The organism is Thalassolituus sp. UBA675 (assembly GCF_002297765.1).
Classification (GTDB): Bacteria; Pseudomonadota; Gammaproteobacteria; order Pseudomonadales; family Oceanobacteraceae; genus Thalassolituus.
In genome coordinates, this window is the sequence record NZ_DBNJ01000012.1 from 115,053 (window position 1) to 140,001 (window position 24,949).

Below are 24,949 nucleotides of genomic sequence, written 5' to 3' on the forward strand. Positions count from 1 at the left end.
TCTTAGTCACGGGACAAGAAGTTGCGGGCCTGCAACAGACGAATCAACCACCAGAGAATCACCAGGCTCGGTAAGACCATCAGGGTGGTTAATACAAAGAAGGTCGCCCAGTCACCGTTGAGGTAATCGACCACATAACCGCTGGCACCTGACACTGTCGTCCTGCCAAAATTCGCGATCGATGCCAGCAAAGCGTACTGAGTCGCTGAAAATACCCGGTCAGTCAGCAGAGTTACGAAGCTGACCAGTACCACGGTCGCAAATGCGCTGGTGAATCCATCTGCAATCACCGCAAACAGATAGAGGCTCTCCAGCGGCCCGGTAACGGCAATCCACGCAAACAGGAGATTGGTTCCGGCCATCGCCAACCCACCGATCAGTAGCCCCCTGAAAATACCCAGTTTCTGATTAAAATACGCACCTATCAGGCTGAAAACGATGGTCACCCACCAGGTCACCATCTTCGAATAGGTGGCAATCTGAGCATCGGTAAAGCCAATTTCCTTGTAAAAGGTAATCGACATACGTCCAAGGAATGCCTCGCCCATTTTGAACGTAAACAAGAAAGAGAGCAGTAAAAGTACTATCGTACTGCCATAACGGCTGAGCAACGCCCGGAAAGGTTCAATCAGGGTGAATTGAAGTTGTGCGCTTAGGCTCAGGCCAGAAACACGACTCTCGAGTTTTTCGCGACGGCGATTGTCTCGTTCCACTAATACCGTCACTAACGCGGTAATAAAGAGACAAAACATGGCCAGATAGAAAAACACATCGGCCCAGTCCATCGACGACAGACCTTTCATATAAAACGCCGCAGCACCAAGCAAGCTGTACCCCGTCCACCAGCCGCTGGTAGCAAACGCCGCGGCATAGGGAATAAGTGCCTCTTCAGCTTCTGGATCGAAACTGTCTACCCTGAATCCATCAATAGCGATGTCACAGGTCGCTGATGCCAGTGCAATCGTCATGGCCAATATGCTCAGCCAGACCATGCTGGCCTGCGGAGAAATCTGACTGATGCCCCAACATGCCAGTGTCATTACCAGCAACAGAAACACAATCCAGGATTTGCGGTCACCTAAACGCCTGAAAACAGGCAGCTGAAAACCGTCGACGAGCGGCGCCCAAAGAAAATTAATGGCGTATACGAAGAAAATAGAACCAAACAGCCCGATGCTGGTACGGGACAAACCTGCATCGGTCAGCCAGCCAGTCATTGCCGAGCCAATCAGAACCCAGGGAAAACCACTGCAGATGCCTAATAAAAAGATCATCCGCAGACGAGGTTCACGTAGCAGCTGCGTCAGCGGCATCCCGCTCATAAATATCAGTCTTTAAAGTTCTTGAATGCCAGTGGCATATCGATGGATTCTTCGCCACGAAGCATCGCCATAACCTGTTGCAGATCATCGCGTTTCTTACCCTGCACCCGCACGGTATCGCCCTGGATACTGGCCTGAACCTTAATCTTGCTGTCTTTAATCAGCTTAGCTATCTTCCGGCCCAGATCTTTATCGATCCCCTGACGCATGGTTGCCAGAATTTTCACCTGTTTCCCAGTTCCCTGAGGATCAGAAAATTCGAGGCAGTTCGCTTTGATAGAGCGCTTAATCATGGCGCTGATCAGCATAGACTTCATCTGATCAAGCTGAGTGTTGTTATCAGCGATCATAGTGACAACAAAATCTTTCAGCTCAAAGCTGGCACTGACACCACGAAAATCGAAACGGGTACTCAGTTCGCGGTTCGCCTGATCAACGGCATTCTGTGCTTCGTGCTTATCTACTTCTGATACTACGTCAAAGGATGGCATATTGAGTCTCCTGTAAATGTCGCCATATATACCGCGCTGTCTGAGATATTGCAAAGAAACGCCCCGCCCGGAGACTGGCGAAACTTGCTAAACGCACTAGTCTTAAAGCATATCTGCACCACTATTCAAGGCATTGAGTAGCCCAGGTCGCTGAACAGGCATATTGAGAGCAACGCATGGATAATCGTCAGAAAACTTTGCATGGCCCGGGAATCTATTACTTCCGGCTAACCGGAGCCCGACAGCAAGCGATATTCCGCTCTGTCTTTGAGTACGACTATGCTGCTCAGCTGCTCAGTCATATTGAAGGATCAACGCTCCTCGCCTACGTATTCTTCGATCACGAGATTCATTGCGTGCTTGATTGTCAGCGCGACTGGCCCGGTATTATCGACGATATACGCGATGCCTTCACTGACCAGCACGAACGCCTCTGGGATGCCCACAAGGCCGTCATTTCAGAAGAGATCAGTCCGGTTCTCGTTGACGAGCAGGCGTGTCTCGCTGATCTCATCATTACCCTCCACCAGCTACCTGTCAGCAGAAATCTGGTACCTGATGCCAGCATGTATTCGTGGAGCAGCGATCATCACTATCGCTCATTGAATCCGCCAGGCTGGATCGACTGTGGACGCATGCTCAATCAGCTCTGTCAGACCCGGCACAACCGCTCGCTGCGTTACGAATCACTTATGAATACACCGCACGTGACACAGCTCAATCTCAATGAAAGCAACCACCCGGAATTTCTTCTGTTTGGTCGCCCCGCATTGGCTGAGAAACAGCAGGCACGCGCTGAAATGAATCAACCCGGACGCAGCGCAAATGAACTGAAGCGACTGAGGGACGACGCCCTGCAACTCATCGCCGGCCGCTTTGGGATTACACTGGAATCATTGCAGGACTCATCGTTCAGACGACAGTACCAGCGCCTGATGCCGTTGGTCGCCTGGTTACTGGAAAAACGCCAGCTCAGCAATGAAACCATTGCTGAGCTGCTGGACGAAGATGAAGGCACCATTCCGTTTTGGTTGCGAGGGATTCCCGCAGATCACCCCCAGTCGCTTCTCGATAAACTGAGTGCGCTCTGGTCGCCTGCGGATTCACCCAGTGCGTCTCCACAAAACCAACTTCCCGCTGATACTCCGACTGATGATGCCTCCGCCGACAGCGAAGAAAACGGTTCCATTGCCCCCGCTGACACTGCGGAAGACGCCGACAAGCCAGAAAGTAAGGACGTTGTGAATCAGTAGTCATATAATCGGATTATGACGAATATCGATATTCATACCGCCCAGAGTTCTACCGAGCGCCTGCGTATTGTAGTCGCGGGTCTTGGTGCTCTGGGCACCCTGATAGCATGGCACTGTCGCTTTGAGGCGCTCTTTACGCACAACCGCCGGCAACAGACAGAGTTCTCTTTACAAACATCCGCCAGCGCCTCAGATACCCCTCCCAAGGTCGACACGTTTTCCGCTCCCCTCTGGCGTGGCGAAGAGGCCGACTGGCTGATTGTTACAACCAAGGCAGCTGCAACATTAGAGATTTTAAGTGATCTTAAAGATCACCTTAAAAACACTTCCCGGATTCTTCTGCTTCAGAACGGAATGGGGCAGCAGGAAGAAGCTTCTGCATGGTTAAAACAGAATAGAATCAGCGCTGAACTCTGGGTAGCTTCATCCACAGAAGGCGCCTACAAGGCGGATAACGGAACCGTTATCTACGCTGGTAAGGGGCAGACAGTGGCAGGACGCTGGCAGCTGTCAGGAGACATTGGAACGGCTCAACTCCCACCCGCCATGAAGTTGGCCACCGAAATAAAACAGGTCCTGCACGAGAAGCTGGCCATCAATGCCATCATCAATCCACTGACTGCACACTATCGCTGTCGTAATGGTGAACTGCTGACCAGTTCAGAAAAGCGTAGCGACTTCAACGCCCTCAGCAGTGAAGTAGCGACACTGTTTAATCAACTGAATTGGAAAACCGGTTTCGATATTCAACAACAGGCAGAGAAAGTAGCTGCAGCAACGGCTCAGAATCAATCGTCAACCTTTCAGGATGTATTGCATCAGCGCCGAACTGAGTTACCTTATATCTGTGGGTACTTACTGCAGCATGCAAGACAAAATGGACTGAATGCACCGCTGACAGAAAGTCTGTACCAATCAATTTCTGCCCTGGAGGCAGCATGGTGATGCGCAGAAAAGGAAGCCGGTTCATATGATGTTGGCGCGACAGAAATCGATGCTCGCCATGGTACTGGTTTGTTCAGGCATCATCCTGGTCGCAACCCTCGCATACGTTATTGCCGCTGAACGCATTGGCCGCGAACATCTGGCGCCTGACCTGTCACGCACCATGGGGCATATCATTGAAGCCCAGATGGCAGCCTCTCCCGGTAAGCTACAGGCCGTACAGACCACCCTGTATCACATGGCACAGCACTACCAGATTCAGGAGGCTGGGCTTTACAACGAGCGTGGAGAACGTCTGGCGCACAGCCACTCAGGCGAAGGCCCCACGCTTCTGGCGTCCAATCTTCATGCTCAGCCTCTCCCAGAGGATTACTTTGAATATCGCTTTGCCATTCTCGGAGACGAGTTCGATTTATTCATCAGGAACGATGTTTCCTTGCCAGGCTTCTTTTACATGGACACCCTGAGCACCAGCCTGGTTATCGTTACCTTATCAGCGATGCTCGTATTTATGTTGTATCTGATGACCCGGCAGTGGCAGCAGACCCCCTACATGCATTTGCTTGAAGACATTCGCGAAGCCAACACTCGCGACGACGATGGCCGCATTACCCTGAAACTCAGAGATCCTGACCTTCACCCCCTGATCGAGGCGTTGAACGATCTTTTCTGGCGCCGCAATCAACGCACTCAGCACCTGAAAACAGCTCATCAGCAAGCAGAACATGCCCGTTTACGCGCAACACGATTATCGACGGAAACCCGCCAGATGAACGAAAACCTGGCGAAAGAGGTCTCCGTCCGCCGTAGTATTGAAGTGCAGCTGAAAAACACTCAGACACTGCTCGACGGTATCCTGAACTCCATGCCCACCGCCCTGTTCGCGCTTGATTCCCGTAATCGGATCGTGCAGTGCAACGAGCAGGCCGGTGACTGGTTGAACATGGAGTATTCACAACTCAATGGCCTGCCTCTGGCGCAGCTGATACCTGAGTTGGGCAAGCTGAATCTGATGCCAACGCACCCCGGCGAAACACCCCATCTGGTGAAATCTGAGCGGGTAAAAATCCGCTTCGATGACAAAATTCTGGTCACCGATGTGCTCGCGTATCCTTTGCCCAGCGGTCAACAGGCGCGTCTTGTTATACGCATTGACGATGTATCACAGCGCCAGCGCATGGAAGAAGTTATGGTACAGACCGAGAAAATGATGACGGTCGGTGGGCTGGCTGCCGGCATGGCCCACGAAATTAATAATCCGCTAGGGGCGATTCTTCAGAATTTACAGAATACCCGGCGCCGACTTGATCCGGGGCTGGCGGCAAATCAGCGCCTTGCTGACGAACTCGGGTTAAGTATGGAGATTCTGAATCAGTACCTTACTGGAAGGGGCATTGATCAGTTTTTTAATCATATTCAGAACGCCGGTGAGCGTGCGGCTCGCATCGTCGCCAATATGCTGCAGTTTTCACGTAATGATCACCTTCAGAAGCGCGACATCAGTATCACTGAACTGATCAACACTACCCTGAACATCGCGCACAACGATCTGTCACTGAAACATATAGACCTAGATATCGACAAGGCCGCAGGCGATGCCCAGATACACTGCGTGCCGAGTGAGATTGAGCAGGTACTGCTGAACCTGCTGCGCAATGCTCAACAGGCGCTGGAAGAATACGATGGCGGCGATGGCTGGCACCCTAAGGTGAAAATCAAAGCCAGCCGTCAGAACAACATGACCTGCCTGGAAATTGAAGATAATGGGCCGGGCATCCCTGCGGATGTCGCACCGCATATTTTCGAGCCTTTCTACACAACGAAAGAAGTCGGAGACGGCACAGGTCTGGGGCTGTCGGTATCGTATTTTATCGTTACATCACACCATCAGGGGCGCCTCCGTTATCAGCGCAGTTCGCTTGGCGGAGCCTGCTTTGTGTTGTGCCTTCCCGCCGAAGAAAACGGATGACCAACCTGCCCTCAACTTGACCAAACCGGTCACCACGAGTACTCTCCACCGCAATTCAGGTGCCTCTGTCCACCAGACAGAAGTTAAACGGGAAGACTGGTGAGTTTCACAACAAACCCAGCGCTGCCCCCGCAACGGTGATCGACCAGGTATTGATACAACGCCACTGTGCATAGCATGGGAAGGCATCAATGCCGGAAATCCTTTGAACTTCAGGGTTTCAGTCGTCAGCCCGGATACCGGCCTGAATCCGAACCAACAGTATTGCGGTGGGCGATACAGGTGCTAAGTGAGCTCCAGGGCTCTCCTTCGCCTATTCTTTCCCGCCGACTGGTTGCCCATTAAAACCATTCGGAATCATGATGAAAAAATCACTCCTTACTGCGGCCGTACTAATGACCGCCACAGTGTCATACGCAGAAAACACCCTGGACGATGTCGTCACTATCGCTAACCGCATTGCAGCACCTTCCATCAATAGTGCACAAATCGTTGTAGTGGATCGTGACGATATAGAGACGTCAGGTGCCAACAACCTGTACTCTTTACTGGCGAGCAAAGCTGGCTTCCAGTTTTCAAAAACAGGAGGAGTACCTCACTCTTCGAACCTCTATATCAATGGTCTCGATGGCAAGCAGGTACTATTTCTGGTGAATGGGCAGCGTGTCGGAAGTGCCACTTCCGGTACCACAGAAGTCCAGTTAATTGCGCTGGAGCAGATCGAACGTATCGAAATTATTAAAGGCAGCCGCAGTGCTATATATGGTGCGGATGCGCAAGCCGGTGTCATCAATATCATCACACGTCTCGATACCTCACTGAACGAAGTGGCTGCAACAGTTGGCACCAACCAGACGAAAGCTGTCTCACTGCGTACACGTCACCAGTTTGGCGATGTCGACACCTACCTGAATTTAAACCATGATCGTTCAGCTGGTTACGACATTAATAACGACACAGAGAATGATCGCGATGGCTACGAGCGTAACGGTCTGAATGCCGGTGTCGGTTATGCAATCTCGGAACAGCAGAGCGTAAATTTTGATGCTCAGGTGAACCGCGGATCTTACGACTACGACAACAGCTTTGGCGGTACTGACGAAGCCGACTTCGATAATCGCGCTATGAACCTCGGCTACACATTGAATACTGACGGCCTGCTGCTGAATGCCAGAGCCGGTCGAGGCTACGATCGTAGCTGGAACTACGGTAACGGTGTTACTCGCAGCGGCGATGCTCAGTTGTTTGGTAGCCGCAAAGATGTTGCAGAAATCACGGCCCTTATTGGTCTGACTGAACATGTCAGCCTGCTGGCTGCTGCTGATACTCGCTTGGTTAAACTACTCACGCGTCCTGTTGAGTACGACACAGACAACGAGCGCAACCATGGCGGATTACTTGGAGTTCGTTACAGCAGCGATAGCTTGGCCGCTGAAATTGGCGCTCGCATCGACGACAACAGCAACTACGGCCGCTTCCGCTCGTTTAACACCTCTGTTGCCTTCTATCTGACCGACAACCAGGAACTGGCTTTCGGACAGGCTACAGCCTTCCGCGCTCCTACGTTTAACGACCTCTACTATCCAGCAAGCGACTTCGGCGATTACTCAAACGAAGATCTGAAGGCGGAAACATCACGCATCTGGTCGGTCGATTACACAGCCGCATACGATAATTTTGCAGCTGGCGGTTCTGTCACAGTGAGTGGTCAGCGCAGCCTGTTTAACAATCAGATCGTATCAAACAGTGCGTTTTATCCAGTTAACCTAGGTGAAAGCTACGTTAATTTTGCGAGCGTAACCTGGGCTCAGAACTGGGATGACGCGTGGAACAGTGAGCTGATTCAAGAGTGGACCGAAGCTCGGAATCAAGACACTGGAAATCTGATTGAGCGTCGTCCAATTCGTGCAACCAAGCTCAATGTACGTTGGACTTCGGGCAAGCTATCGAGTGCACTTGAGAGCCAGTACCGAGGCCAGGCACCATCGAGATCCGGCGGCTATATCGCTCCGTTCGTTCTGCTCAACCTCAGTGCAACCTGGGAGGCTTTCCAGGACTTCAGTTTGACTGCTCGCATCGAGAACCTGACCGATCGAGAGTACGAAACTGTACCTGGTTATGAAGCACAGGGACGCTATGCTCAGCTCACTGGACGCTATAGTTTCTGATCCAATGAGCGCCCGGGCAGTCCGCCCGGGTATTTAGTTTAGATTTGGATTCCAGAAACAAAAAAGCCCGCATCAAGCGGGCTTATTTGCGTTACGTATACCGGATCAAATATCCGGCTCTGTAAGCGGTGTTTACTCAGCTGGTGCCGCTTCTTCAAGCAGAGTCTTCAGCTCACCTTTTTCGTACATTTCAGTGACGATGTCACAACCACCGATCAGCTCACCTTTTACCCACAGCTGCGGGAAAGTCGGCCAGTTGCCGTATTTAGGCAGGTTCGCACGAATGTCCTGGTTAGACAGCACATCAACGTACGCAAACTTCTGACCGCAATCCATAACCGCTTGTACGGTGCGGGCAGAGAAGCCACACAGTGGCTGGTTCGGTGAACCTTTCATGTACAGAAGGATGTCGTTGTTTTCGATCTGATCTTTAATGACCTGCATGATATCCATAGCGTCTGTCTCTCACTGTTCGTATTAACTGAAACTGGCGGCAGTCTACCATAATCCCGACCATGATGCTCAGGTATGAAGTTGCCAGCGCAGATCAGGCACCAGATCAGTTGCGGGCCGGGATGGAGGTCTCAGCCTGCGACAACTGCTGTGCAAACACACGCTCGTCAGGATCAAGGACCGCCGTTACTTCTTTGCCTTTCAAACTGCTGAAAATAACGCGGTATGCAAGTACGGCTTTGACGTAGTCACGGGTCTCACGATACGGGATGCTTTCAATGAACTGGTCGTAAGCCACCGGCGCGTCTTTCAGCCAGCGATCGACCTTGTGTGGGCCAGCATTGTAGCCGGCCAGAGCTGCAATCAGGTTCCCCTGATAACGCTCCAGTAGAGAGCGAACATAGTAACTGCCCAGCGGGATGTTGGTGCGATAGTCCATCAGGTCTTCATTGACGTCATGTAAAACCAGATTCTTCTCTCTGGCTACCTGCTTCGCGGTCGCCGGCATGATCTGCATCAGACCGCGCGCACCAACAGGAGAGCGGGCATGAGGGTTGAAGGCGCTCTCTCGCCGGGCGATTGACATCAACAAGGAAGGGTCGAGGTCATACTCTTCTGCCCAACGGCTGAACTCATCCTGATACGCCAGCGGGAAGCGATGCTCCAGCAAGTTCCAGTGGCGTCCTGAAATCGTCGCCTGCACTGCCAATGCTGGCCAGCCATTCTGCTTCGCCAGCTCGGCATACACAGGCGTATCAGAAGGATGACGCAGCAGAGTGAAATTCCATTCATCGGCCGCCAGCCCTTCTTCACCGATAGCCCAGAGAGCACGAATACGGGCAATAGCTGGTGAATCAGCAACGGCTTCGAGCTGCCCTTCCTGCAGACTGGTCTTTGTCTGTTTCAGCTCATAAGGCAGAGCGAGTTTTTCTGCTGCAAGAAAGCCATAAAATTCGCGGGCCGAGGCGGCTTTCGTGTAGGCGTGATGAGCAGCTTCAGATTGCCCAAGCGCTTCCAGTGCGCGACCACGCCAGTACATGTGGTATCCAGATTCTCTTTCACTGCCCTGCACTTTATCAGTCCAGGCCAGCACGGCGTCCCAGTCAGACTGGGCGATCGCTTCACGAAGTACGGGGCCAATAAGGTTGCCATCGCCCAGGTCGGACAGGAGCTGGTCGACGATATCAGGACGCTCCTCCGCATCGAACTTGTAACTGCGGGCAGCTAACATATTCCCGAGGCGCGCGAGCTGCGCTTCACTCAGCACTCCCGCTTCGGACAGTTGCGGATAAAGCTCGGCAACGTCCGCGGGTTTGCGACGCACCAGATAAGCAAGCACTGCGTATCCCATATCACTGCGCTCTACGCCGTCAGGAAAGGTTTTATCCAGCGTCAGGAGCCTCTCTGGTGACGAACGCAACTGGCGAAAAGTACTTGAGGCAACCTTCCATTCTGCTGGCAACTTACGCAGCAGGTAATCAGATAAGCTTCGGTTACCAGCCTGCAGTGCCAGAACAGCGCGCTGCCAGATCGCCTGCTCATTAATTTCGCCACGGCTCAGCATGGCTTTGAACAGGTCATCGCATTGCTCAGGGCGCGAGCTTCCGCTAAGCCACAACTGACGACCGCCATCGAAAGCTGCCGCCTGATCTTTAATCAGTTTCGCCCGGTAATAAATGCAGCGCCCCGGGGCATCAGCCGGTGCGTATTCATTCAGAGAAAGAACTTCGTCCCATTTACGGGCAGCACCGTAGGTCAGTGTTGCATGGCGTACAATCCAGCGTGAAAGAGGCGAATCCGCATTTTCAGTAGCGTAGGCTCTGACATCCGCAGCAGATACATCAGGCAGGTTACGCTTGATACGATGGTATTCAATATAAGGGGCGAGCACATGATCCGATGCGTTCTCAGAAACCTTATTCCACTGCCCCTGACGAGCAGCTTCCAGAGACGTTCTGAACTCCGCATCCGATAACGCAGACGCAGTGATACTGAGTAGCCCCAGAAACAGGCCAGTGACAACTTGCAGATACGTTTTACTCATCGGCTTCGCAAAGACCCCGAAAAGAGATTGTCTGTACAGGTTAGTTCTTATATTCCAGAAAGACACAATACCAATGGTAATCTGGCACAACCCGCACCGCTGGTTACTTTCTGTTACTGACACTACCGGAGTTTGGCTCAAAATAACACCAATTTACAGTTCTCTTCACCGTATAGTGCAGGCTGTTTCTCAACTTGGTCATTCACAGGAGCCAACCATGAACGCCAGCCAGACCCTCGGACAGCCACTTACGCTTCCAAACGGCAGTGTTGTACCGAATCGTTTCGCGAAATCTGCTTTAAGTGAAACTCTGGGTAGCGTCGACCTGCGTGTGACCAAAGCACTACCGAAACTCTACCAGCGCTGGGCCGAAGGTGGTACCGGCCTGAGCTTTACCGGCAACGTTATGATCGACCGTCGTCACCTGGGTGAGCCTAACAATGTCGTTCTGGAAGACGATCGCGATATGGATATGCTCAAAGCCTGGGCCGCGGCCGCCAAATCTCAGGGAGGCCTTGTCTGGATGCAGCTCAACCATCCAGGGAAGCAGACACCGAAGATGCTTAATAAAGATCCGATGTCACCGAGTGCCATTCCATTTCGCAAAGAGATGCAGGCCTTCTTCGGTACGCCGCGAGCGATGACCGAAGACGACATTCAGGATTGCATCAAGCGCTTCGCTAATGCCGCTGCACTAGCCAAACAAGCCGGGTTCGACGGCGTTCAGATTCACGGCGCACATGGTTACCTGGTCAGCCAGTTTCTGTCCCCTCACCATAACCAACGTGAAGACCACTGGGGCGGCTCGATAGAAAACCGTATGCGCTTTGTTGTCGAAGTCTACAAAGCGATGCGTGATGCGACAGGAAAAGATTTCAGCATCGGCATTAAAATGAACTCCGCAGACTTTCAACGTGGTGGCTTTGATGAGAATGATGCAGCGACCGTTGCAACCACCCTCGCTGAGCTCGGCATTGATCTGATTGAAATTTCAGGCGGCACTTACGAAACACCCGCGATGGCTCAGGGCAGCGAGCATCACAATAAAAAACTGGGTAAAGACGAGCCAGTAAAAGAATCTACCAAGCTGCGCGAAGCCTACTTCCTTGAGTTTGCTGAAATGCTACGCAGTAAGGTCGATGTCCCTTTGATGGTCACCGGAGGCTTCCGCACATCAGAAGGCATGGCCGCTGCCGTAGAATCTGGCGCATGCGATCTCGTCGGCCTGGGTCGTCCACTGTGCGTTGAACCCGATCTGGTAAAACGTATTCTGAGCGGTGAAGATTTCACCAGCGTGGTGCGTCCTATCAAAACCGGTGTCAAAATGATCGACAAAATGGCTCTGATGGAAGTCTCCTGGTACGAACGCCAGTTGCATCGTATGGGCAAAGGAAAAGCACCACGTCGTCAGGATCAGGGCTTCTGGTCATTGATCGACGTACTCTGGCTGATGACCTACCGTGGCCTGTTCAACCGCGTTGGTCGTCTACGGGCCTGACCGATGAAAGTACTGCTCAACCGCTTAAAAGCCGCTTACGTTTCTATTTATCTGGCCGTTGCTTCTGTGATCGCAGCCTATGCAGCCTGGCAACTGTTACAAGGTCATGATGTTCTGACGTGGGCTGGCGTGCTCTTATCGGCCGCGCCTATGGCTCTCGTTATCGGATTTTTAATGGTCAAACCCGTGATGGCGCGCACCAGTGCAGATCTGCCCGAGGCCCATGTGCCGATTGCCGCTGGCGTCGCTCTGACTGCGTGGGGCTCATCAGGCGACAGCTGGCTTCCACTGAGCCTAGCCCTGATCAGCTACGTAGGTTTTCTTTTATACGTCTACTGGTACTCCCGCTACGGCCGCCTGAAGAGCGAGTCGCTCACGGTGGGCAAGCCTCTGCCAGCATTCACGCTCACCGACAAACAAGGAACTGTTGTCTGGACCCATGAAACAGATAACTATCGTGTACGCCCCGAACCAGAGACCTTTCTCGAGGTTATCCGGGCGATTTAACCTCGCCCGAACGCCGTAGCGTTTTACAACGTCGTGCTCTCTACTGCCAGGTTAATTACTGTATAGTGGGTAGCCTGTTTCAAGTCGCTATGGATTCGCTATGCCACGCCAGGTTGTGACCACCGCTCTACTTATCACTGCTCTACTCAGCGCGCTTCTTTCGGGCTGTGTCACCGTTTCTCCTGAACGCAAAAACGAGGTGGCCGAAAAGCTTGGCTGGGTAACTGGCAGCTGCCTCGCCATCCACAACGAAAATCTGAAAATAGGCGATGAGTTCACTCTGCACCAGGTCTCTGATCAGGAACATAGCCGCTCGATAACCGTTATTTCAAGAGCCACCTCGTCCGAGCAGTGTAAGCCCCTGCAAAAAGACCGCCGCTTCGTAAACCAACTAACCGATGCTACTTTTTACTACGTGAACGCAGAAGAGCTCCCTGAGCTGGCAGTCGCCAGCATCAAAGGCTATTCCACACGTGGCATTAAATTCCGCGCCTGTTACAGCAATCAGGCTGTGCAGTTCTTTGCGTTCAAAGGCGAAAAACAGATTTGGCAAGGCTACTACTTCGTCGCCGCCCAAGTGCCGGAAACCTGCCGCGGGTCACGTTAAGAACTGCTTTGGCTATTCCAACCACCACCACCCGGTGTATGGATACAAAAGGTATCGCCCGCCGCTACGTCCATCGCGGCGCAACCTTCGAGCCAGTCTATCTGGCCAGTATGACGTAGTACGAAATTGACACCGGTTTTGCCTTCACCAGCACCATTCAATGCAAACGTAGGCACCGAACGATGGCCACTGATGATGTTGGCCGTCATGGGTTCAAGGAAGCGAATATGACGCTCAACGCCATTTCCACCAGCATGATCTCCGCGACCGCCACTTAGCTGGCGAACATGAAATACGTCCAGTATTACAGGATAACGCTGCTCCAGAATTTCAGGGTCTGTAAGTCGGGAGTTGGTCATATGCGTATGCACTGCATTTGCTCCTCGCCCGTCCGCCGTTGCTCCCGCACCACCACATAAGGTTTCGTAATACTGGTAACGGTCATTACCAAACGTAAAATTATTATTGGTTCCCTGCCCGCCAGCCATCAAACCAAGCGCCCCCATTAAACAATCCACCAGGTATTGAGCCGTCTCGACGTTGCCAGATACCACAGCAGCCGGATATTCCGGCGCAATAATCGACGCGTCAGGTACTCTGATGTCCAATGGTCGGAAAAAACCTGCATTCAGAGGCATCTGCTTATTAACGAGTACGCGGAAACTGTAGAGAACAGCCGCCTTAACCACCGACGTCGGTGCATTAAAGTTGCCAGGGTGCATTGGCTGGCCTTTGCGATATCCGGTGCCTTTAAAATCAATCAATGCGGTGCGATTTTTATTATCAACATCGACCGAGACTTTAAAGCGCGTCCCATCGTCCATGTCATAGCTGAAACTTCCCGATGGCAAATCAGCCAGGCAATCCCGCAATGTCTGTTCAGCGTTGTCCTGCACATAGATCATGTAGGAATGAACCATCGCTGCTCCATACTGCTGACAAAGTCGCTTCAGTTCTTCTGCGCCTTTTTCGCAGGCCGCCAGCTGAGCCATCAGATCGGCAATATTCTGATCCGGGTTACGGGCTGGATATTTTGCAGATAAAAGTACTTCACGAAGTGCAGACTCCTGGAATACTCCGCTTCGCATAAGCACCAGGTTATCTAACAGTACACCTTCCTCTTCGATATGCTGACTGTAAGCGGGCATAGAGCCCGGTGTAATGCCTCCAATATCAGCATGGTGACCGCGTGCCGCGACGAAAAAATCAGCGCATTCACTCTGGTCAATAAATACGGGTTTCACCACAGTCACGTCCGGCAAGTGAGTACCACCGTTGTATGGGGTATTTAATACGAAGGCATCACCCGGCTGCATATCTTTATGCTCACGCATCACGACATGAATACTTTCACTCATGGAACCCAAATGAACGGGAATATGTGGTGCATTGGCCACCAGCTCGCCCTGACGATCAAAGACAGCGCACGAAAAATCCAGACGCTCTTTAATGTTCACGCTGCTGGCTGTTTTTTCGAGGACAAAACCCATTTGTTCAGCGACTGACATAAACAGGTGATTAAATATCTCAAGCGTCACTGGGTCGTAGTTTGCTGCAGTTTTCTTAATTTCAGGCGCGTTAATCGCCTCTTCCTGAACTGCTTTTTCGTTGATTCGTTTTTCAAGAACAAGCGCGCCGCTTGCGAGCACTTCAAGGTGCCAACCCGGTTCAATAAAGTGTGTTGAGTTCTGATCAGTCAACAATAATGGGCCGAAGCCTTTATAGCCTTCAGGTAAGTCGGATCGATCATAAACATCGACCTGATGCCAACTTCCCTGAACGTATAACTGAATCGCGTTGCGGGTTTTTACGTCATCTACAGATACGTCAGGTAAGCTAGCTTCAGGCAGTGTCTCGCCGCTTACAGTGACCTCTACTTGCAACGCATCAAGTAGTAGCGCTTTTTCTGGATATATGAACCCAAACAATTGTTTGTGCTGTATTTCAAACGCCTTTTTAGCCTCCACCGCATTTTGCCAATCGACCAGTAGTGGCGTATCCGAGCCTTCGTACCTTAGGTAAACACGTACTGTGTAGTCGCCGTCCAACGGACTCGTTGCTAAAAGCTTTCTCACACGAGTATTAAGTTCTGTTTCAGCCACAGACAATTCTTTCTCAACCGCCTCTTCACCCAGCCAGCGCTGATCGGCGATGCCAATACCGTAGGCCGATAAAACCCCTGCCATCGGATGCAGGTATACCTTGCTGATTCCTAAAGCTGCGGCAACGGCACACGCGTGCTGACCACCTGCTCCGCCAAACGCACTGAGTACGTAATCCTGAACATCGTATCCACGCTGCACAGATATTTTCTTCACCGCTGCCGCCATATTTTCTACAGCGATATTGAGGAAACCTTCAGCCAACTGCTCTGACGTCCAGGCTTGTCCTGTCGCATCAGCGACCTGCGCTGACAATGCCGCGAACTTATCCTGCACTGTCTTCAGATCCAGCAGCTGATTTTGCTGGGGGCCAAACACGGACGGAAAGAACTCTGGGGTTACCCGGCCAAGTAACAGGTTGCAGTCGGTCACTGTCAGCGGGCCACCGTTACGATAACAGGCGGGGCCTGGGTAAGCACCGGCCGACTCCGGGCCTACCTGTAACCGGCCATCAGCAAAGCGAACGATAGAGCCACCGCCGGCTGCGACCGTATGAATATTCATCATAGGGACGCGTAAACGTATACCGCTCACAACGGTTTCGGTTTCCCGCTCAAGCGTTCCGGCGTAGTGACTGACATCGGTGGACGTGCCACCCATATCAAACCCGACAATACGATCAAAACCATCCGCCTCGGCGGTTCGCACCATGCCGACAACACCACCTGCAGGCCCGGACAGAATGGCATCCCGCCCCTGAAATAAATCGGCTTTGGCGAGACCGCCGTTGGACTGCATAAACTCCAGATCCACGGTCTGAGAAGCTGACAAAGCGTCGGCGACCTGATTGACATAGCGCCGCAGAATAGGCGAAAGATAAGCATCCGCGACCGTTGTCTGACCACGCGGGACAATTTTCACCAGAGGGCTGACTTCATGACTGAGTGAGATCTGTGAGAAACCAATGTGCTGGGCTATTTCCCGTATGCGTTTCTCATGCGCTGGGTGGCGATACGCATGCATAAGAACAACGGCAACGCACCGGAAGCCTTGATCATAGGCTTCCTGAAGCTGAACCAGAGTGGCCTCTTCATCCAGCGCATATTCCACTGTTCCATCCGCGCGAACCCGTTCAGGTACTTCATACACACGGTCATAGAGAGGATCAGGCAAATCAATATGGGTCGCGAAAATATCCGGGCGGGTCTGATAGCCAATATCCAGCTGATCCCGAAGCCCCTTACTGATCAAAAGAACCGTCGGCTCTCCTTTGCGCTCAAGCAGAGCGTTGGTCGCGACAGTCGTGCCCATACGCACTGACGAAATATCGGTCGGTAAATCCGGATGGCGAGCCTGAAGACGCTGAATCCCTTCAACGGCAGCGTCTGCATAATGATCAGGATTCTCTGACAGGAGTTTATACGTCAGCACCTGCTGATCTGGCGTCAACGCGACAATATCGGTGAAGGTACCGCCCCGGTCGACCCAGAACTGCCAATGTGTCTGCTGTGAAGCTGATGCCATGATCCGCGCTGCCCCTGAAATTCTTAAACAGCGCGGATGATACCATCAGGGCATATTCGCAACCCAGCGTGCGACGGCCCTGAGATCTTCATCGCTCAGATTTCCGACGACGGCAGTCATCGGAGAGTTCTTTCTCGACTCGTCACCCTGCTTGAATTTCAGCAGTGTTTTCTCAAGAAATTCATAGGGCTGACCCGCAATGCGGGGATACGTATGACTGCCGTGTCCCTTATCACCATGACAGGCAAAACAAAGCGATTGATATACCTGCTGGCCCTTCATGTCGGGCTCGGGCCGGTTATCACGAGGAATCACTGGCTTATCTGAAAAGTACACGGCCACCGCGACACGCTCGTCGGCGCTCAGAATTTCTGCCAGTTTACTCATCACGTAGTTTTTACGTGTGCCTGAGGCGAATTTCTCAAACTGAGTAAAAAGATAAGCAGGGTTCTGGCTGGCGAGATTCGGCACGTAATCACGTACAGAGTTACCGTTTTTGCCATGGCAACGAAAGCAGAACTGCGCGCGCTCCTGCCCTTCTGCATTGGCCTTCTGGCGGGCCTCTGGGTCGGCAACGATGTTATCAAACCGCTGCAGCAACTCAGTCGTATGTTCCGGATCTTTTACTGCCAGCGTTTCCGCAGTCGCCGTGGCTGAAAAAGGCGTCAGCAACAACAAAGACAAAACACAAAGGCTGAAATTGATAAAACGAATATTCATAGAGAATGACAACTCTTTCCGGCATAACGATCGTAAGCGCCGACCATACTCAAGGCCGCCAGCTTATGGCCAGCGGCAAATAATACCTGAGTGTCTATTTCTCGCTGAAAACTGATTCAGATCAGTATTTACGAAAGCTGTTTCACATCGGAGAAATTAAACGTGCTGTGTGTGCTACGCACTCTGAGTTATCGAAACAAAAGGTCATAGGCAGTTCGCTTTTCAGCGGCGTTTTCAAGCCGAATAACATCAGATGAAGACCACCTGGCTCCAGAGTTACGCTCTCGCCTGCCGGTACTTCGAGCGATTCGATCTGACGCATTTTCATAACACCGTTTTCATGCAGGTGAGTGTGGATCTCTATCGAGCTGGCCCACGGAGCAGAGACCGACACCAGCCGCTGTGCTTGATCACTGGTGTTAGTCAGTGTCATAAAGGCTGCACTCATGCTCCGACCCGGAACGGGTTCACGAACATAAGGATCGTGGACAAGTACAGACTCCGCCGTAGCGGAAAATGAAGCAACGGTGAGGAGAACAGATCCACACACACGTTTCAGACAGAATTTCATAGCAGACAGCCTTAATTGCAACCAATATCACCTTTCTGCCCGCACGGGGCAGAAGGTGCATCAGGATACGGCATTTGCTTCAGTTTTCAGAGCGGCAGATTGTCGCACAGATGACTGAAGGTCACACTGTTGGGCGCCAGCTCACGGCATCTTCCAGGCTGTCGAGAGGTCGGGTGAAGTAGTAACCACCCAGACCATCGACACCAGTCTGGCGAACTGCATTGACGTCTGGTGCCTCTTCCAGCCCTTCCGCGAGCACCAACAGATCCAGGTTATGGGCAATCTGTACCATACTCTGGATGTAGAACTTATGATCCTGAGCCAGGTGAACACCCCGGTTAAAGCTCCCATCAATACGAACATACGCCAGAGGTAAGCGCTGCAGGTACGCGAACGCCATAGTACCGGTACCGACCTGATCAATACCCACATCAACACCAAACGGCTGAAGCTTAAGTGCAAGTCGGGCTATCGCGTGTTCTGCGGAATACAGAGCAAACTCAGGTACCTCAAGCGCGATACGGCGGGCCTGCTGAGGATAACGTGCAAGAAGCTCCGCCAAAGACTGATGAAAACTCTCATCCAGCACCGAGGCAGGCGACAGGTTGATGCAGAAGCGAACCGGCTCGGCGTCTTTATCGAGGTCATCCATTGAGTGAAACACTTTCTCGATCACTACCAGGTCGAAACGCGCGGCCAGTCGATGCTGTTCAACCATCGGCCAGAAGCGGGCCGCAGATAACGTCTGCCCTTGCCAGCTGACACGACTGAAAACCTCTACCTGGAGCAGTTTCTGATCGTGGTTAGAAATAACAGGCAGGTATTGCAGCTGAATACTCTGCTCTTCGAGCACGGTATTCAACAAGGTACGCCACTCACCGGCGGTCCATTCATCAAACTCAGAATCACTACGCTGGTATAACTGATACTTAGCGGTCGGCTGACGCTGCGCCTGACGTAATGCAGCATCAGCGCGGCTGAAGGCATCCACAGGATCATCCTGATCCCCTTGCAGGAACACGGCGCCCATGTGGAAACAGAGCTCATTTCGTTGAGACAGGGCCGACACGCTCATCAGACTGAACGCCTGCTGCACAATATCGTCGGCCTGCGTACGATCGGCACAAGGCACAAACAGAGAGAAATCAGCACCAGCGCGACGGCCCAGCAGACTGTGCGGATAATCTGTTCGCCATTGCTCAAGCGACTTACCCAACAAAGCCAGAAGATCATCACCGGCCTGACGACCGGCATTCAGGTTGAATTCAGTAAAGTTCTGAATCTGCATAATGACAAGCACACCACTGTGTTCATCATCGCGTGAAAGAATGTGACCAAACTGCTGATCAAAGCCCCGACGGTTAAGCAGGCCAGTCGGCGCATCGAGGTATGACTCTTCGCGCAGGCGCTCGGTCATTTCTGCCTGTTCGGCAAAAATCGCCTGAAGCTTACGTACCATCTTATTCATGGCTTCCACGACGCGACGCAGTTCACGCGCGCGCGGTATGTTTTCCTGTACCTGAAGATCACGTTCAGATATTGCCAGCGCCTGTTTCTCTACGCGCACGAGTGACCGGAACAACAGCCGCAACAGCAGTTGCAGTGCCACCAGAGCAATCAGAAGTACCCAGGCAAACCAGATCATTTCTGCGCTGATCATGTTCCACAGGTCACGATACGCAAAGTCTGCATGACTGATCACAGTCACAGTCCCGAGGCGCTGCCAGCCACGGGTAACATCGGCTTCGGCCGGAATAAGCTCAAGCGGTACCAGTTTCTGGAACCATTCGGGCGCACCGCCGCTGCTGAACGCTTCGCGTGCACGGCGATGCAGAGTTTCACCGTCGGTCCGGGCGAAAGTAATGTCTTCGAAGAAGCCACGATCAAACAGTACGTCCATCAGGCGAGTCTGTTGCACCGAGTCTTCCGCATCAATCTGCGACATAGACAACGCCAGCGAGGTAGCCGCGTCGTACGCACGCCCGTTGAGTTGTTGCTCAAAGTAGTCTCGCCCGTTGATCACGGTAACGACCAGGTTTCCTGCCAGCAACACGACGACCAGCAGACTGGCGAGTAGAGAGAATTGTTGTCTGAGTGTCATGAGCTTATAAGTCCATACCTAGGTTATTCATCCGGACACGCAGGTCCGTCCACAAATCGAGTTTGTTGGGGTCTCCCAACAGTATCCCCTGCCCCTTCATCTTGTCGAGCCACATTCCATTCGCATTGAAGCTGTAAACCGGATCGAGATCCGGGCGTTTACTGGCCGGGCGTATCTGATTAATCAGATTATCAAGCACCAGAGGGATCGCATCCGGGGTGGGGAAATACGTCAGCACCATGTGTGCCTGATTCAGTCGCACGGCCTTAACATAGGTAATACGCAGTTTTGAGACGTCGATTCCGATCTTGGACAGGGTGTAATATTTGGCAATGACGTAATCCTCGCAATCACCGCCATTAGTACCCAATGCCTCGTAGGGCGTCGCCCAGTAGTCGATCTTGCCCCAGTGCTTATCATCGTTATAAAAAGGTACACGCTTGTTGAAGAAGTAGTTCACCTCTTCAAGTTTTCTGTCTTCTGGGTAATTCGCTACCCGCTCCATCATACGGCGCCAGTCTTCTATTCGGCGACCAGCACTGTAGTCATATTCTTTTTCAGCACGCGCAACCAAGTCCTCAGGAACCCACTGGTTCACGTCTGCCACCAGCGTTGCTGATATCAGCAGCGAACTCCAGAAAAGCTTTCCGGACAAGGCGATTGTCAGACGTTTCAGCTTCATTAACAGTAATGCCAGACTCAGGTGAACAGTGGATGCCCAACAGACCAGAATCAGGGGCTGTATAAACTATAGACGTTCCCAGCATTTTCGCCGGCAATCGGCCGCTCAATGCCCACCCGCTGGACGCTGCGGCGCTTTTTCGGCAAACTCGCAGCAGAAACACACGCATCTGGATACAACCATGTCACGCATACTCCTTCTGCAAGGGCCAAACCTGAACCTTCTCGGCACCCGCGAGCCACATATTTATGGCTCGACCACGCTTGCAGACATAGAGCAAACACTGGGGCCAATAGCAAAAGCCGCAGGACATGAGCTGGAACAGCTGCAGAGCAATGCCGAGCACATCCTCATCGACCGGATTCATGCTGCACGCGACGACGACACCTGCTTTATTCTCATCAATCCCGGTGCCTTCACTCATACCAGCGTGGCGATTCGCGATGCACTCGCTGGCGTTGCGATCCCCTTTATCGAAGTTCACATCTCTAATGTGCACGCGCGTGAGCCATTCCGTCAGCACTCCTATCTGTCGGACATCGCTCAGGGCGTCATCTGCGGACTGGGCGTACAGGGTTACGAGCTGGCGCTTCAGGCTGCAATCACACAGGTAAACGCTTAACCATGTCCTGGATCCAGATCCGAATTCATACCCACAGCGAGCTCGTCAGCAAAGTTGAAGACACTCTGATGGAATGCGGCTCGCTGTCCGTTACCCTCAAAGACGACGCAGATCAGCCAATTCTTGAACCCGAACTGGGCACTACACCCGTCTGGGATGAAACCTGCGTCATCGGCCTGTTCGAAGCGACACGAGACCCGGCTGAGCTGAGTGCAGAACTGAACACCGTGTTCTCTCTGAAAGCAAAAACTGAGCTGCCGCGCCACAAGATCGAGATCCTCGAAGACAAAGACTGGGTTCGCGAATGGATGGATAATTACCATCCGATGCAGTTCGGTGAGCGACTCTGGGTGTGTCCAAGCTGGAAAGAACCTCCTCAGAAAGATGCGGTCAACCTTATGCTCGACCCAGGCCTGGCTTTTGGTACCGGCACCCACCCAACCACATCACTGTGTCTGAAGTTTCTGGATCGTGAAGTGGAAGGCGGAGAGCTGGTTGTCGACTTTGGCTGCGGCAGCGGGATTCTGGGCATCGCAGCTCTGCTACTGGGCGCACGCCATATGGCAGGTACCGATATTGATCCACAAGCGCTGTTAGCGACAGAAGACAACGCTAACCGCAATGGGATCAGTCGTGACCAATATGAAATATATCTGCCAGAGAATACGCCTGAACTGCAGGCCGATATTATGGTCGCAAACATATTGGCTGGTCCGCTTGAGCAATTAGCGCCAACCATTGCCGGGCTGACACGTAGTGGTGGTAAACTCGCCCTCTCAGGTCTGCTGGCAGAGCAAGCCGAAACCATCAGTCAGTGCTACGGCCAGTGGTTTGATATGAACGCACCGGAGCAAGAAGGCGACTGGGTCGTACTTACAGGGAAAAAACGCTGAAAATGATGTTGTTTACGCAGGTAACCCGTTGTCCTCATTGTCAGACCAGCTTCCGGGTTGGCGATGAGCAGCTGGAAGCAGCTAACGGCTTTGTCCGTTGTGGTTCCTGCCTGCAGGTGTTTAACGCCACCGACTACTTTGTTGGTGAGCGCGAAGGAGCACAAAACGCTGCTGAAAGCGAAGACGCTGCGACCGAAACGGTATCTGACATAGTCAGCGAAGACGCCGAAGAGACAACAACTGAAGAAAAGCCTGCCCCGCAATCGTTCGCGTTTACCTTTGCCGACGACGAGCCAGAGCCAGAGCCAGAGCCAGAGCCAGAGCCAGAGCAGCCTACGGCTAAGATTTTCGAATTCGAACCCCTGTCTCCATCCCGGGCGGCACAACAGAAGTCTGCGGTTGCAAACCATCTGATTGATCTTTCAGAAGAAGATCACGAAGACACCACCGACGACGAGCTCGATCTTGAAGGCTCTATGCTGATTTCGGACGACGGCATTATTCACGCGCCCTCCAAAGACAACGACCGCAGAAATAATGACGAAGACGAGCGCCAGCCTGACGAATTTCCCACTGAAGACACCAAACCGTTTGTAACTGACGACATCACAGCGTTTGATGTCAGCAGCGTATTAGATGACTCCGATGCAACCTCTGACGATATACCGGACGTCATCGAAGACATTATCGCAGCAGATGAGCCTGATCTGCCGACCGACACCCCGGAAGAATCGCCGCTACCATCGACGGATACACCAGAGATTGATCTGCCCGATAACGATTCTCCAGGAATAGAGTTCCCTCAGGGAGAACCCGCAGAGCCGGAGCTACCGGACGAAGCACCCGAGCAGATACCGGATGAAGTTCCGCTGCCTGACGTTGAAGTACCAGAGGAACTGCCACCAGCACCGCCTGCGAATATTCCAGCGACCGAACCTGCTGAAGTACCTGGTGTGCCAGAACAAGAAGTGCCTTTCATCCCTGAACAGGATAATGACCCTGCACCGATCGACTTTATTTCTGGTGCACCCGAGAACTCAGACGACGACTTTGCCAGTCTGCTCGATGATGCCGTTGCAGAAGCCAGCGACGACAACACTTCACTGGATGAGCTGTTGGAGAACGCCAGTGACGATGACCTGCTGATCAGCGATCTTACCAATGACGAAACGCCGGCAACCCAAGAGGCTGATCCCGCCCCGGAAGACGATGACGACGATTTCCTTATCCATGATGATATGGAGCCGGGTGACACCCTTGCTGACCTGATCGGTGAAGACGAGAAATCTCCGACAGAGACCGACGACAGCCTGCTCAACAACCTCGAAGATCTGGTATCAGACGATTACTCGGATATTCTCGCTTCTACACCCGAAGAGCACGATGATAGCCAGTATGAAGACAAATGGGCGCTGGAACTGATCAATCAGGAGCCAGCGACAACTGAAGCTAAAGACGACCTCACAGCACCAGACCTGGATACCATTGAGGCCTTCGAGCAGGGCGAAGAGTTTTCTTTTACTGATATCCACGACAGTAACAGTGGCAAGCAATCTGCAAAAGAGACAAGTTCTGCAGATACGATGGGCGCTGCACTCGCGGATGACAGCTACACAGACGATTACTTCGATAGCTATGTAGACGATTCTGACGAGGATCTGCCCGCAGGGCCTGAGCCGTTCGTCGAAGAAATCGCCTATCCGGAAGCGGGCTTCCCCGAAAGCCCGTCAACACAGCGTGAAAGCGACACCACGTTCGCCAACGTCTCAGAAGCGCAGCACGAAACCGAAACCCTTGATGGAAATCTGAACTTCAGCCAGGGAATCAGTCTCGATATACCAACAGCCGAACTGGACCCACTGAAACTTGAACAACAGCAGAAACCAGGCAGCTATACCGGGCTCTGGTCTTTTGCAGCGGTCGTTATGATTTTGATCGCGGTTGCACAGGTCGGCTGGTTCCGCATGGACACCCTGGCTAAAAATGATCAGCTGCGCCCACTCTACTCCGCTGTCTGTGACCTTGCCGGATGCACACTGCCGGGGATTCAGGACACTAGCCTGATTCGCGCTGCAAACACAGTATTCAACCCGCACCGCAGTATTGCCGATGCGCTAGTCATCGATACTCTGCTGACCAACAGCGCGGGATATGCACAGCCTTACCCTGATCTTGAGCTCGAGTTCCGCGACCTCAATGATCGCATTGTTGCCCAGCGCACCTTCTCTCCCGAAGAGTACCTCGCGGGTGACGTCATGCCCGGTGACCTGATGCCTTCCCGCGTGCCGGTTCACATAGCAATCGAAGTCATTAACCCGGGCCCTGAGGCCGTCAGTCGCCAGATTTACATACGCCCCAACCAGTAAAAGTCAATGCTGAAATTGCGCAAAATATGCGCAGTTTTCCCTTTATTCACAAAGGGGTTGGGAGTATCATAGCGCCTCTTTTTCAGCACACTTTTTAACCAGAAGGCCACC

The 24,949-nt window shown here is 52.5% G+C and carries 19 protein-coding genes and 1 riboswitch; of the genes, 10 read left to right on the forward strand and 9 right to left on the reverse strand.

The window, feature by feature from the left end; translation table 11 throughout:
- Positions 1–2: 2 nt before the first annotated feature.
- Together B3007_RS06220 and B3007_RS06225 are read right to left on the reverse strand one after the other, a co-directional pair.
- The gene (locus tag B3007_RS06220) at positions 3–1,322 is read right to left on the reverse strand and encodes an MFS transporter (protein ID WP_301378029.1); all 1,320 of its coding nucleotides are present in this window, start codon (positions 1,320–1,322) and stop codon (positions 3–5) included.
- 5 nt (positions 1,323–1,327) lie between these two features.
- The gene (locus tag B3007_RS06225; RefSeq protein ID WP_076515141.1) at positions 1,328–1,813 is read right to left on the reverse strand and encodes a YajQ family cyclic di-GMP-binding protein; all 486 of its coding nucleotides are present in this window, start codon (positions 1,811–1,813) and stop codon (positions 1,328–1,330) included.
- 176 nt (positions 1,814–1,989) lie between these two features.
- Here B3007_RS06225 and B3007_RS06230 point away from each other — a divergent pair, with 176 nt between their 5' ends.
- From B3007_RS06230 to B3007_RS06245, 4 genes are all read left to right on the forward strand, one after another.
- Positions 1,990–3,066 carry a hypothetical protein gene (locus B3007_RS06230; RefSeq protein ID WP_076515142.1) on the forward strand — a complete coding sequence of 359 codons (1,077 nt, stop codon included), beginning with the start codon at positions 1,990–1,992 and terminating at the stop codon, positions 3,064–3,066.
- Positions 3,067–3,081: 15 nt separating this feature from the next.
- Positions 3,082–4,011, forward strand: a complete 930-nt coding sequence (locus tag B3007_RS06235; RefSeq protein WP_297534001.1) for a ketopantoate reductase family protein — start codon at positions 3,082–3,084, stop codon at positions 4,009–4,011.
- 25 nt (positions 4,012–4,036) lie between these two features.
- Positions 4,037–5,980, forward strand: coding sequence for a two-component system sensor histidine kinase NtrB (locus B3007_RS06240; protein ID WP_301378028.1), 1,944 nt, complete (start codon positions 4,037–4,039; stop codon positions 5,978–5,980).
- Between the two features lie 40 nt (positions 5,981–6,020).
- A riboswitch (cobalamin riboswitch) is annotated at positions 6,021–6,242 on the forward strand.
- Between the two features lie 100 nt (positions 6,243–6,342).
- Positions 6,343–8,148: a TonB-dependent receptor domain-containing protein gene (locus tag B3007_RS06245; RefSeq protein WP_301378027.1), complete on the forward strand. Its 1,806-nt coding sequence runs from the start codon at positions 6,343–6,345 to the stop codon at positions 8,146–8,148.
- Between the two features lie 132 nt (positions 8,149–8,280).
- On the opposite strand, the gene grxD is transcribed toward B3007_RS06245, so the two are convergent.
- Together grxD and B3007_RS06255 are read right to left on the reverse strand one after the other, a co-directional pair.
- The gene (gene grxD, locus B3007_RS06250; protein ID WP_068435309.1) at positions 8,281–8,601 is read right to left on the reverse strand and encodes a Grx4 family monothiol glutaredoxin; all 321 of its coding nucleotides are present in this window, start codon (positions 8,599–8,601) and stop codon (positions 8,281–8,283) included.
- A gap of 106 nt (positions 8,602–8,707) precedes the next feature.
- On the reverse strand, positions 8,708–10,645 hold the full coding sequence (locus tag B3007_RS06255) for a transglycosylase SLT domain-containing protein (RefSeq protein ID WP_301378026.1): 1,938 nt from the start codon (positions 10,643–10,645) through the stop codon (positions 8,708–8,710).
- 217 nt (positions 10,646–10,862) lie between these two features.
- Here B3007_RS06255 and B3007_RS06260 point away from each other — a divergent pair, with 217 nt between their 5' ends.
- The 3 genes from B3007_RS06260 (at position 10,863) to B3007_RS06270 (ending at position 13,257) form a co-directional block, all read left to right on the forward strand.
- Complete coding sequence (locus B3007_RS06260; RefSeq protein WP_301378025.1) at positions 10,863–12,143, forward strand: NADH:flavin oxidoreductase/NADH oxidase family protein; 1,281 nt, start codon at positions 10,863–10,865, stop codon at positions 12,141–12,143.
- A 3-nt stretch (positions 12,144–12,146) separates the two neighbouring features.
- Positions 12,147–12,650 (forward strand): hypothetical protein, encoded by a 504-nt coding sequence (locus B3007_RS06265; RefSeq protein WP_076515147.1) that lies wholly within the window; start codon positions 12,147–12,149, stop codon positions 12,648–12,650.
- 100 nt (positions 12,651–12,750) lie between these two features.
- Complete coding sequence (locus tag B3007_RS06270) at positions 12,751–13,257, forward strand: hypothetical protein (protein WP_301378024.1); 507 nt, start codon at positions 12,751–12,753, stop codon at positions 13,255–13,257.
- Here B3007_RS06270 and B3007_RS06275 read toward each other — a convergent pair.
- The 5 genes from B3007_RS06275 to B3007_RS06295 form a co-directional block, all read right to left on the reverse strand.
- Positions 13,254–16,883, reverse strand: a complete 3,630-nt coding sequence (locus B3007_RS06275) for a hydantoinase B/oxoprolinase family protein (RefSeq protein WP_301378023.1) — start codon at positions 16,881–16,883, stop codon at positions 13,254–13,256. The two genes, B3007_RS06270 and B3007_RS06275, sit on opposite strands and share 4 nt — an antisense overlap.
- Before the next feature lie 45 nt (positions 16,884–16,928).
- The gene (locus tag B3007_RS06280) at positions 16,929–17,603 is read right to left on the reverse strand and encodes a c-type cytochrome (RefSeq protein ID WP_297533993.1); all 675 of its coding nucleotides are present in this window, start codon (positions 17,601–17,603) and stop codon (positions 16,929–16,931) included.
- A 142-nt stretch (positions 17,604–17,745) separates the two neighbouring features.
- Positions 17,746–18,174, reverse strand: a complete 429-nt coding sequence (locus tag B3007_RS06285) for a copper chaperone PCu(A)C (protein ID WP_297533992.1) — start codon at positions 18,172–18,174, stop codon at positions 17,746–17,748.
- A gap of 121 nt (positions 18,175–18,295) precedes the next feature.
- Positions 18,296–20,275, reverse strand: a complete 1,980-nt coding sequence (locus B3007_RS06290) for an EAL domain-containing protein (protein ID WP_076515151.1) — start codon at positions 20,273–20,275, stop codon at positions 18,296–18,298.
- Between the two features lie 4 nt (positions 20,276–20,279).
- Positions 20,280–20,957 carry a transglutaminase-like cysteine peptidase gene (locus tag B3007_RS06295; protein WP_068442666.1) on the reverse strand — a complete coding sequence of 226 codons (678 nt, stop codon included), beginning with the start codon at positions 20,955–20,957 and terminating at the stop codon, positions 20,280–20,282.
- Between the two features lie 181 nt (positions 20,958–21,138).
- Between B3007_RS06295 and aroQ the strand changes: the two genes are divergently transcribed.
- The 3 genes from aroQ to B3007_RS06310 are packed head-to-tail and all read left to right on the forward strand — an operon-like array spanning position 21,139 to position 24,838.
- Positions 21,139–21,579, forward strand: a complete 441-nt coding sequence (gene aroQ / locus B3007_RS06300) for a type II 3-dehydroquinate dehydratase (protein WP_068443942.1) — start codon at positions 21,139–21,141, stop codon at positions 21,577–21,579.
- A gap of 2 nt (positions 21,580–21,581) precedes the next feature.
- A complete protein-coding gene (prmA, locus tag B3007_RS06305; protein ID WP_301378022.1) occupies positions 21,582–22,472 on the forward strand; it encodes a 50S ribosomal protein L11 methyltransferase in 891 nt (296 codons plus the stop codon).
- A gap of 2 nt (positions 22,473–22,474) precedes the next feature.
- The gene (locus B3007_RS06310; RefSeq protein WP_301378021.1) at positions 22,475–24,838 is read left to right on the forward strand and encodes a DUF3426 domain-containing protein; all 2,364 of its coding nucleotides are present in this window, start codon (positions 22,475–22,477) and stop codon (positions 24,836–24,838) included.
- The last annotated feature ends 111 nt before the right edge of the window (positions 24,839–24,949 follow it).

Excerpts from the sequence above, each read along its gene's own strand:
- B3007_RS06220 (WP_301378029.1), bottom strand. The coding sequence starts at position 1,322 with ATGAGCGGGATGCCGCTGACGCAGCTGCTACGTGAACCTCGTCTGCGG.
- B3007_RS06225 (WP_076515141.1), bottom strand. The coding sequence starts at position 1,813 with ATGCCATCCTTTGACGTAGTATCAGAAGTAGATAAGCACGAAGCACAG.
- B3007_RS06230 (WP_076515142.1), top strand. The coding sequence starts at position 1,990 with ATGGATAATCGTCAGAAAACTTTGCATGGCCCGGGAATCTATTACTTC.
- B3007_RS06235 (WP_297534001.1), top strand. The coding sequence starts at position 3,082 with ATGACGAATATCGATATTCATACCGCCCAGAGTTCTACCGAGCGCCTG.
- B3007_RS06240 (WP_301378028.1), top strand. The coding sequence starts at position 4,037 with ATGATGTTGGCGCGACAGAAATCGATGCTCGCCATGGTACTGGTTTGT.
- B3007_RS06245 (WP_301378027.1), top strand. The coding sequence starts at position 6,343 with ATGAAAAAATCACTCCTTACTGCGGCCGTACTAATGACCGCCACAGTG.
- grxD (WP_068435309.1), bottom strand. The coding sequence starts at position 8,601 with ATGGATATCATGCAGGTCATTAAAGATCAGATCGAAAACAACGACATC.
- B3007_RS06255 (WP_301378026.1), bottom strand. The coding sequence starts at position 10,645 with ATGAGTAAAACGTATCTGCAAGTTGTCACTGGCCTGTTTCTGGGGCTA.
- B3007_RS06260 (WP_301378025.1), top strand. The coding sequence starts at position 10,863 with ATGAACGCCAGCCAGACCCTCGGACAGCCACTTACGCTTCCAAACGGC.
- B3007_RS06265 (WP_076515147.1), top strand. The coding sequence starts at position 12,147 with ATGAAAGTACTGCTCAACCGCTTAAAAGCCGCTTACGTTTCTATTTAT.
- B3007_RS06270 (WP_301378024.1), top strand. The coding sequence starts at position 12,751 with ATGCCACGCCAGGTTGTGACCACCGCTCTACTTATCACTGCTCTACTC.
- B3007_RS06275 (WP_301378023.1), bottom strand. The coding sequence starts at position 16,883 with ATGGCATCAGCTTCACAGCAGACACATTGGCAGTTCTGGGTCGACCGG.
- B3007_RS06280 (WP_297533993.1), bottom strand. The coding sequence starts at position 17,603 with ATGAATATTCGTTTTATCAATTTCAGCCTTTGTGTTTTGTCTTTGTTG.
- B3007_RS06285 (WP_297533992.1), bottom strand. The coding sequence starts at position 18,174 with ATGAAATTCTGTCTGAAACGTGTGTGTGGATCTGTTCTCCTCACCGTT.
- B3007_RS06290 (WP_076515151.1), bottom strand. The coding sequence starts at position 20,275 with ATGACACTCAGACAACAATTCTCTCTACTCGCCAGTCTGCTGGTCGTC.
- B3007_RS06295 (WP_068442666.1), bottom strand. The coding sequence starts at position 20,957 with ATGAAGCTGAAACGTCTGACAATCGCCTTGTCCGGAAAGCTTTTCTGG.
- aroQ (WP_068443942.1), top strand. The coding sequence starts at position 21,139 with ATGTCACGCATACTCCTTCTGCAAGGGCCAAACCTGAACCTTCTCGGC.
- prmA (WP_301378022.1), top strand. The coding sequence starts at position 21,582 with ATGTCCTGGATCCAGATCCGAATTCATACCCACAGCGAGCTCGTCAGC.
- B3007_RS06310 (WP_301378021.1), top strand. The coding sequence starts at position 22,475 with ATGATGTTGTTTACGCAGGTAACCCGTTGTCCTCATTGTCAGACCAGC.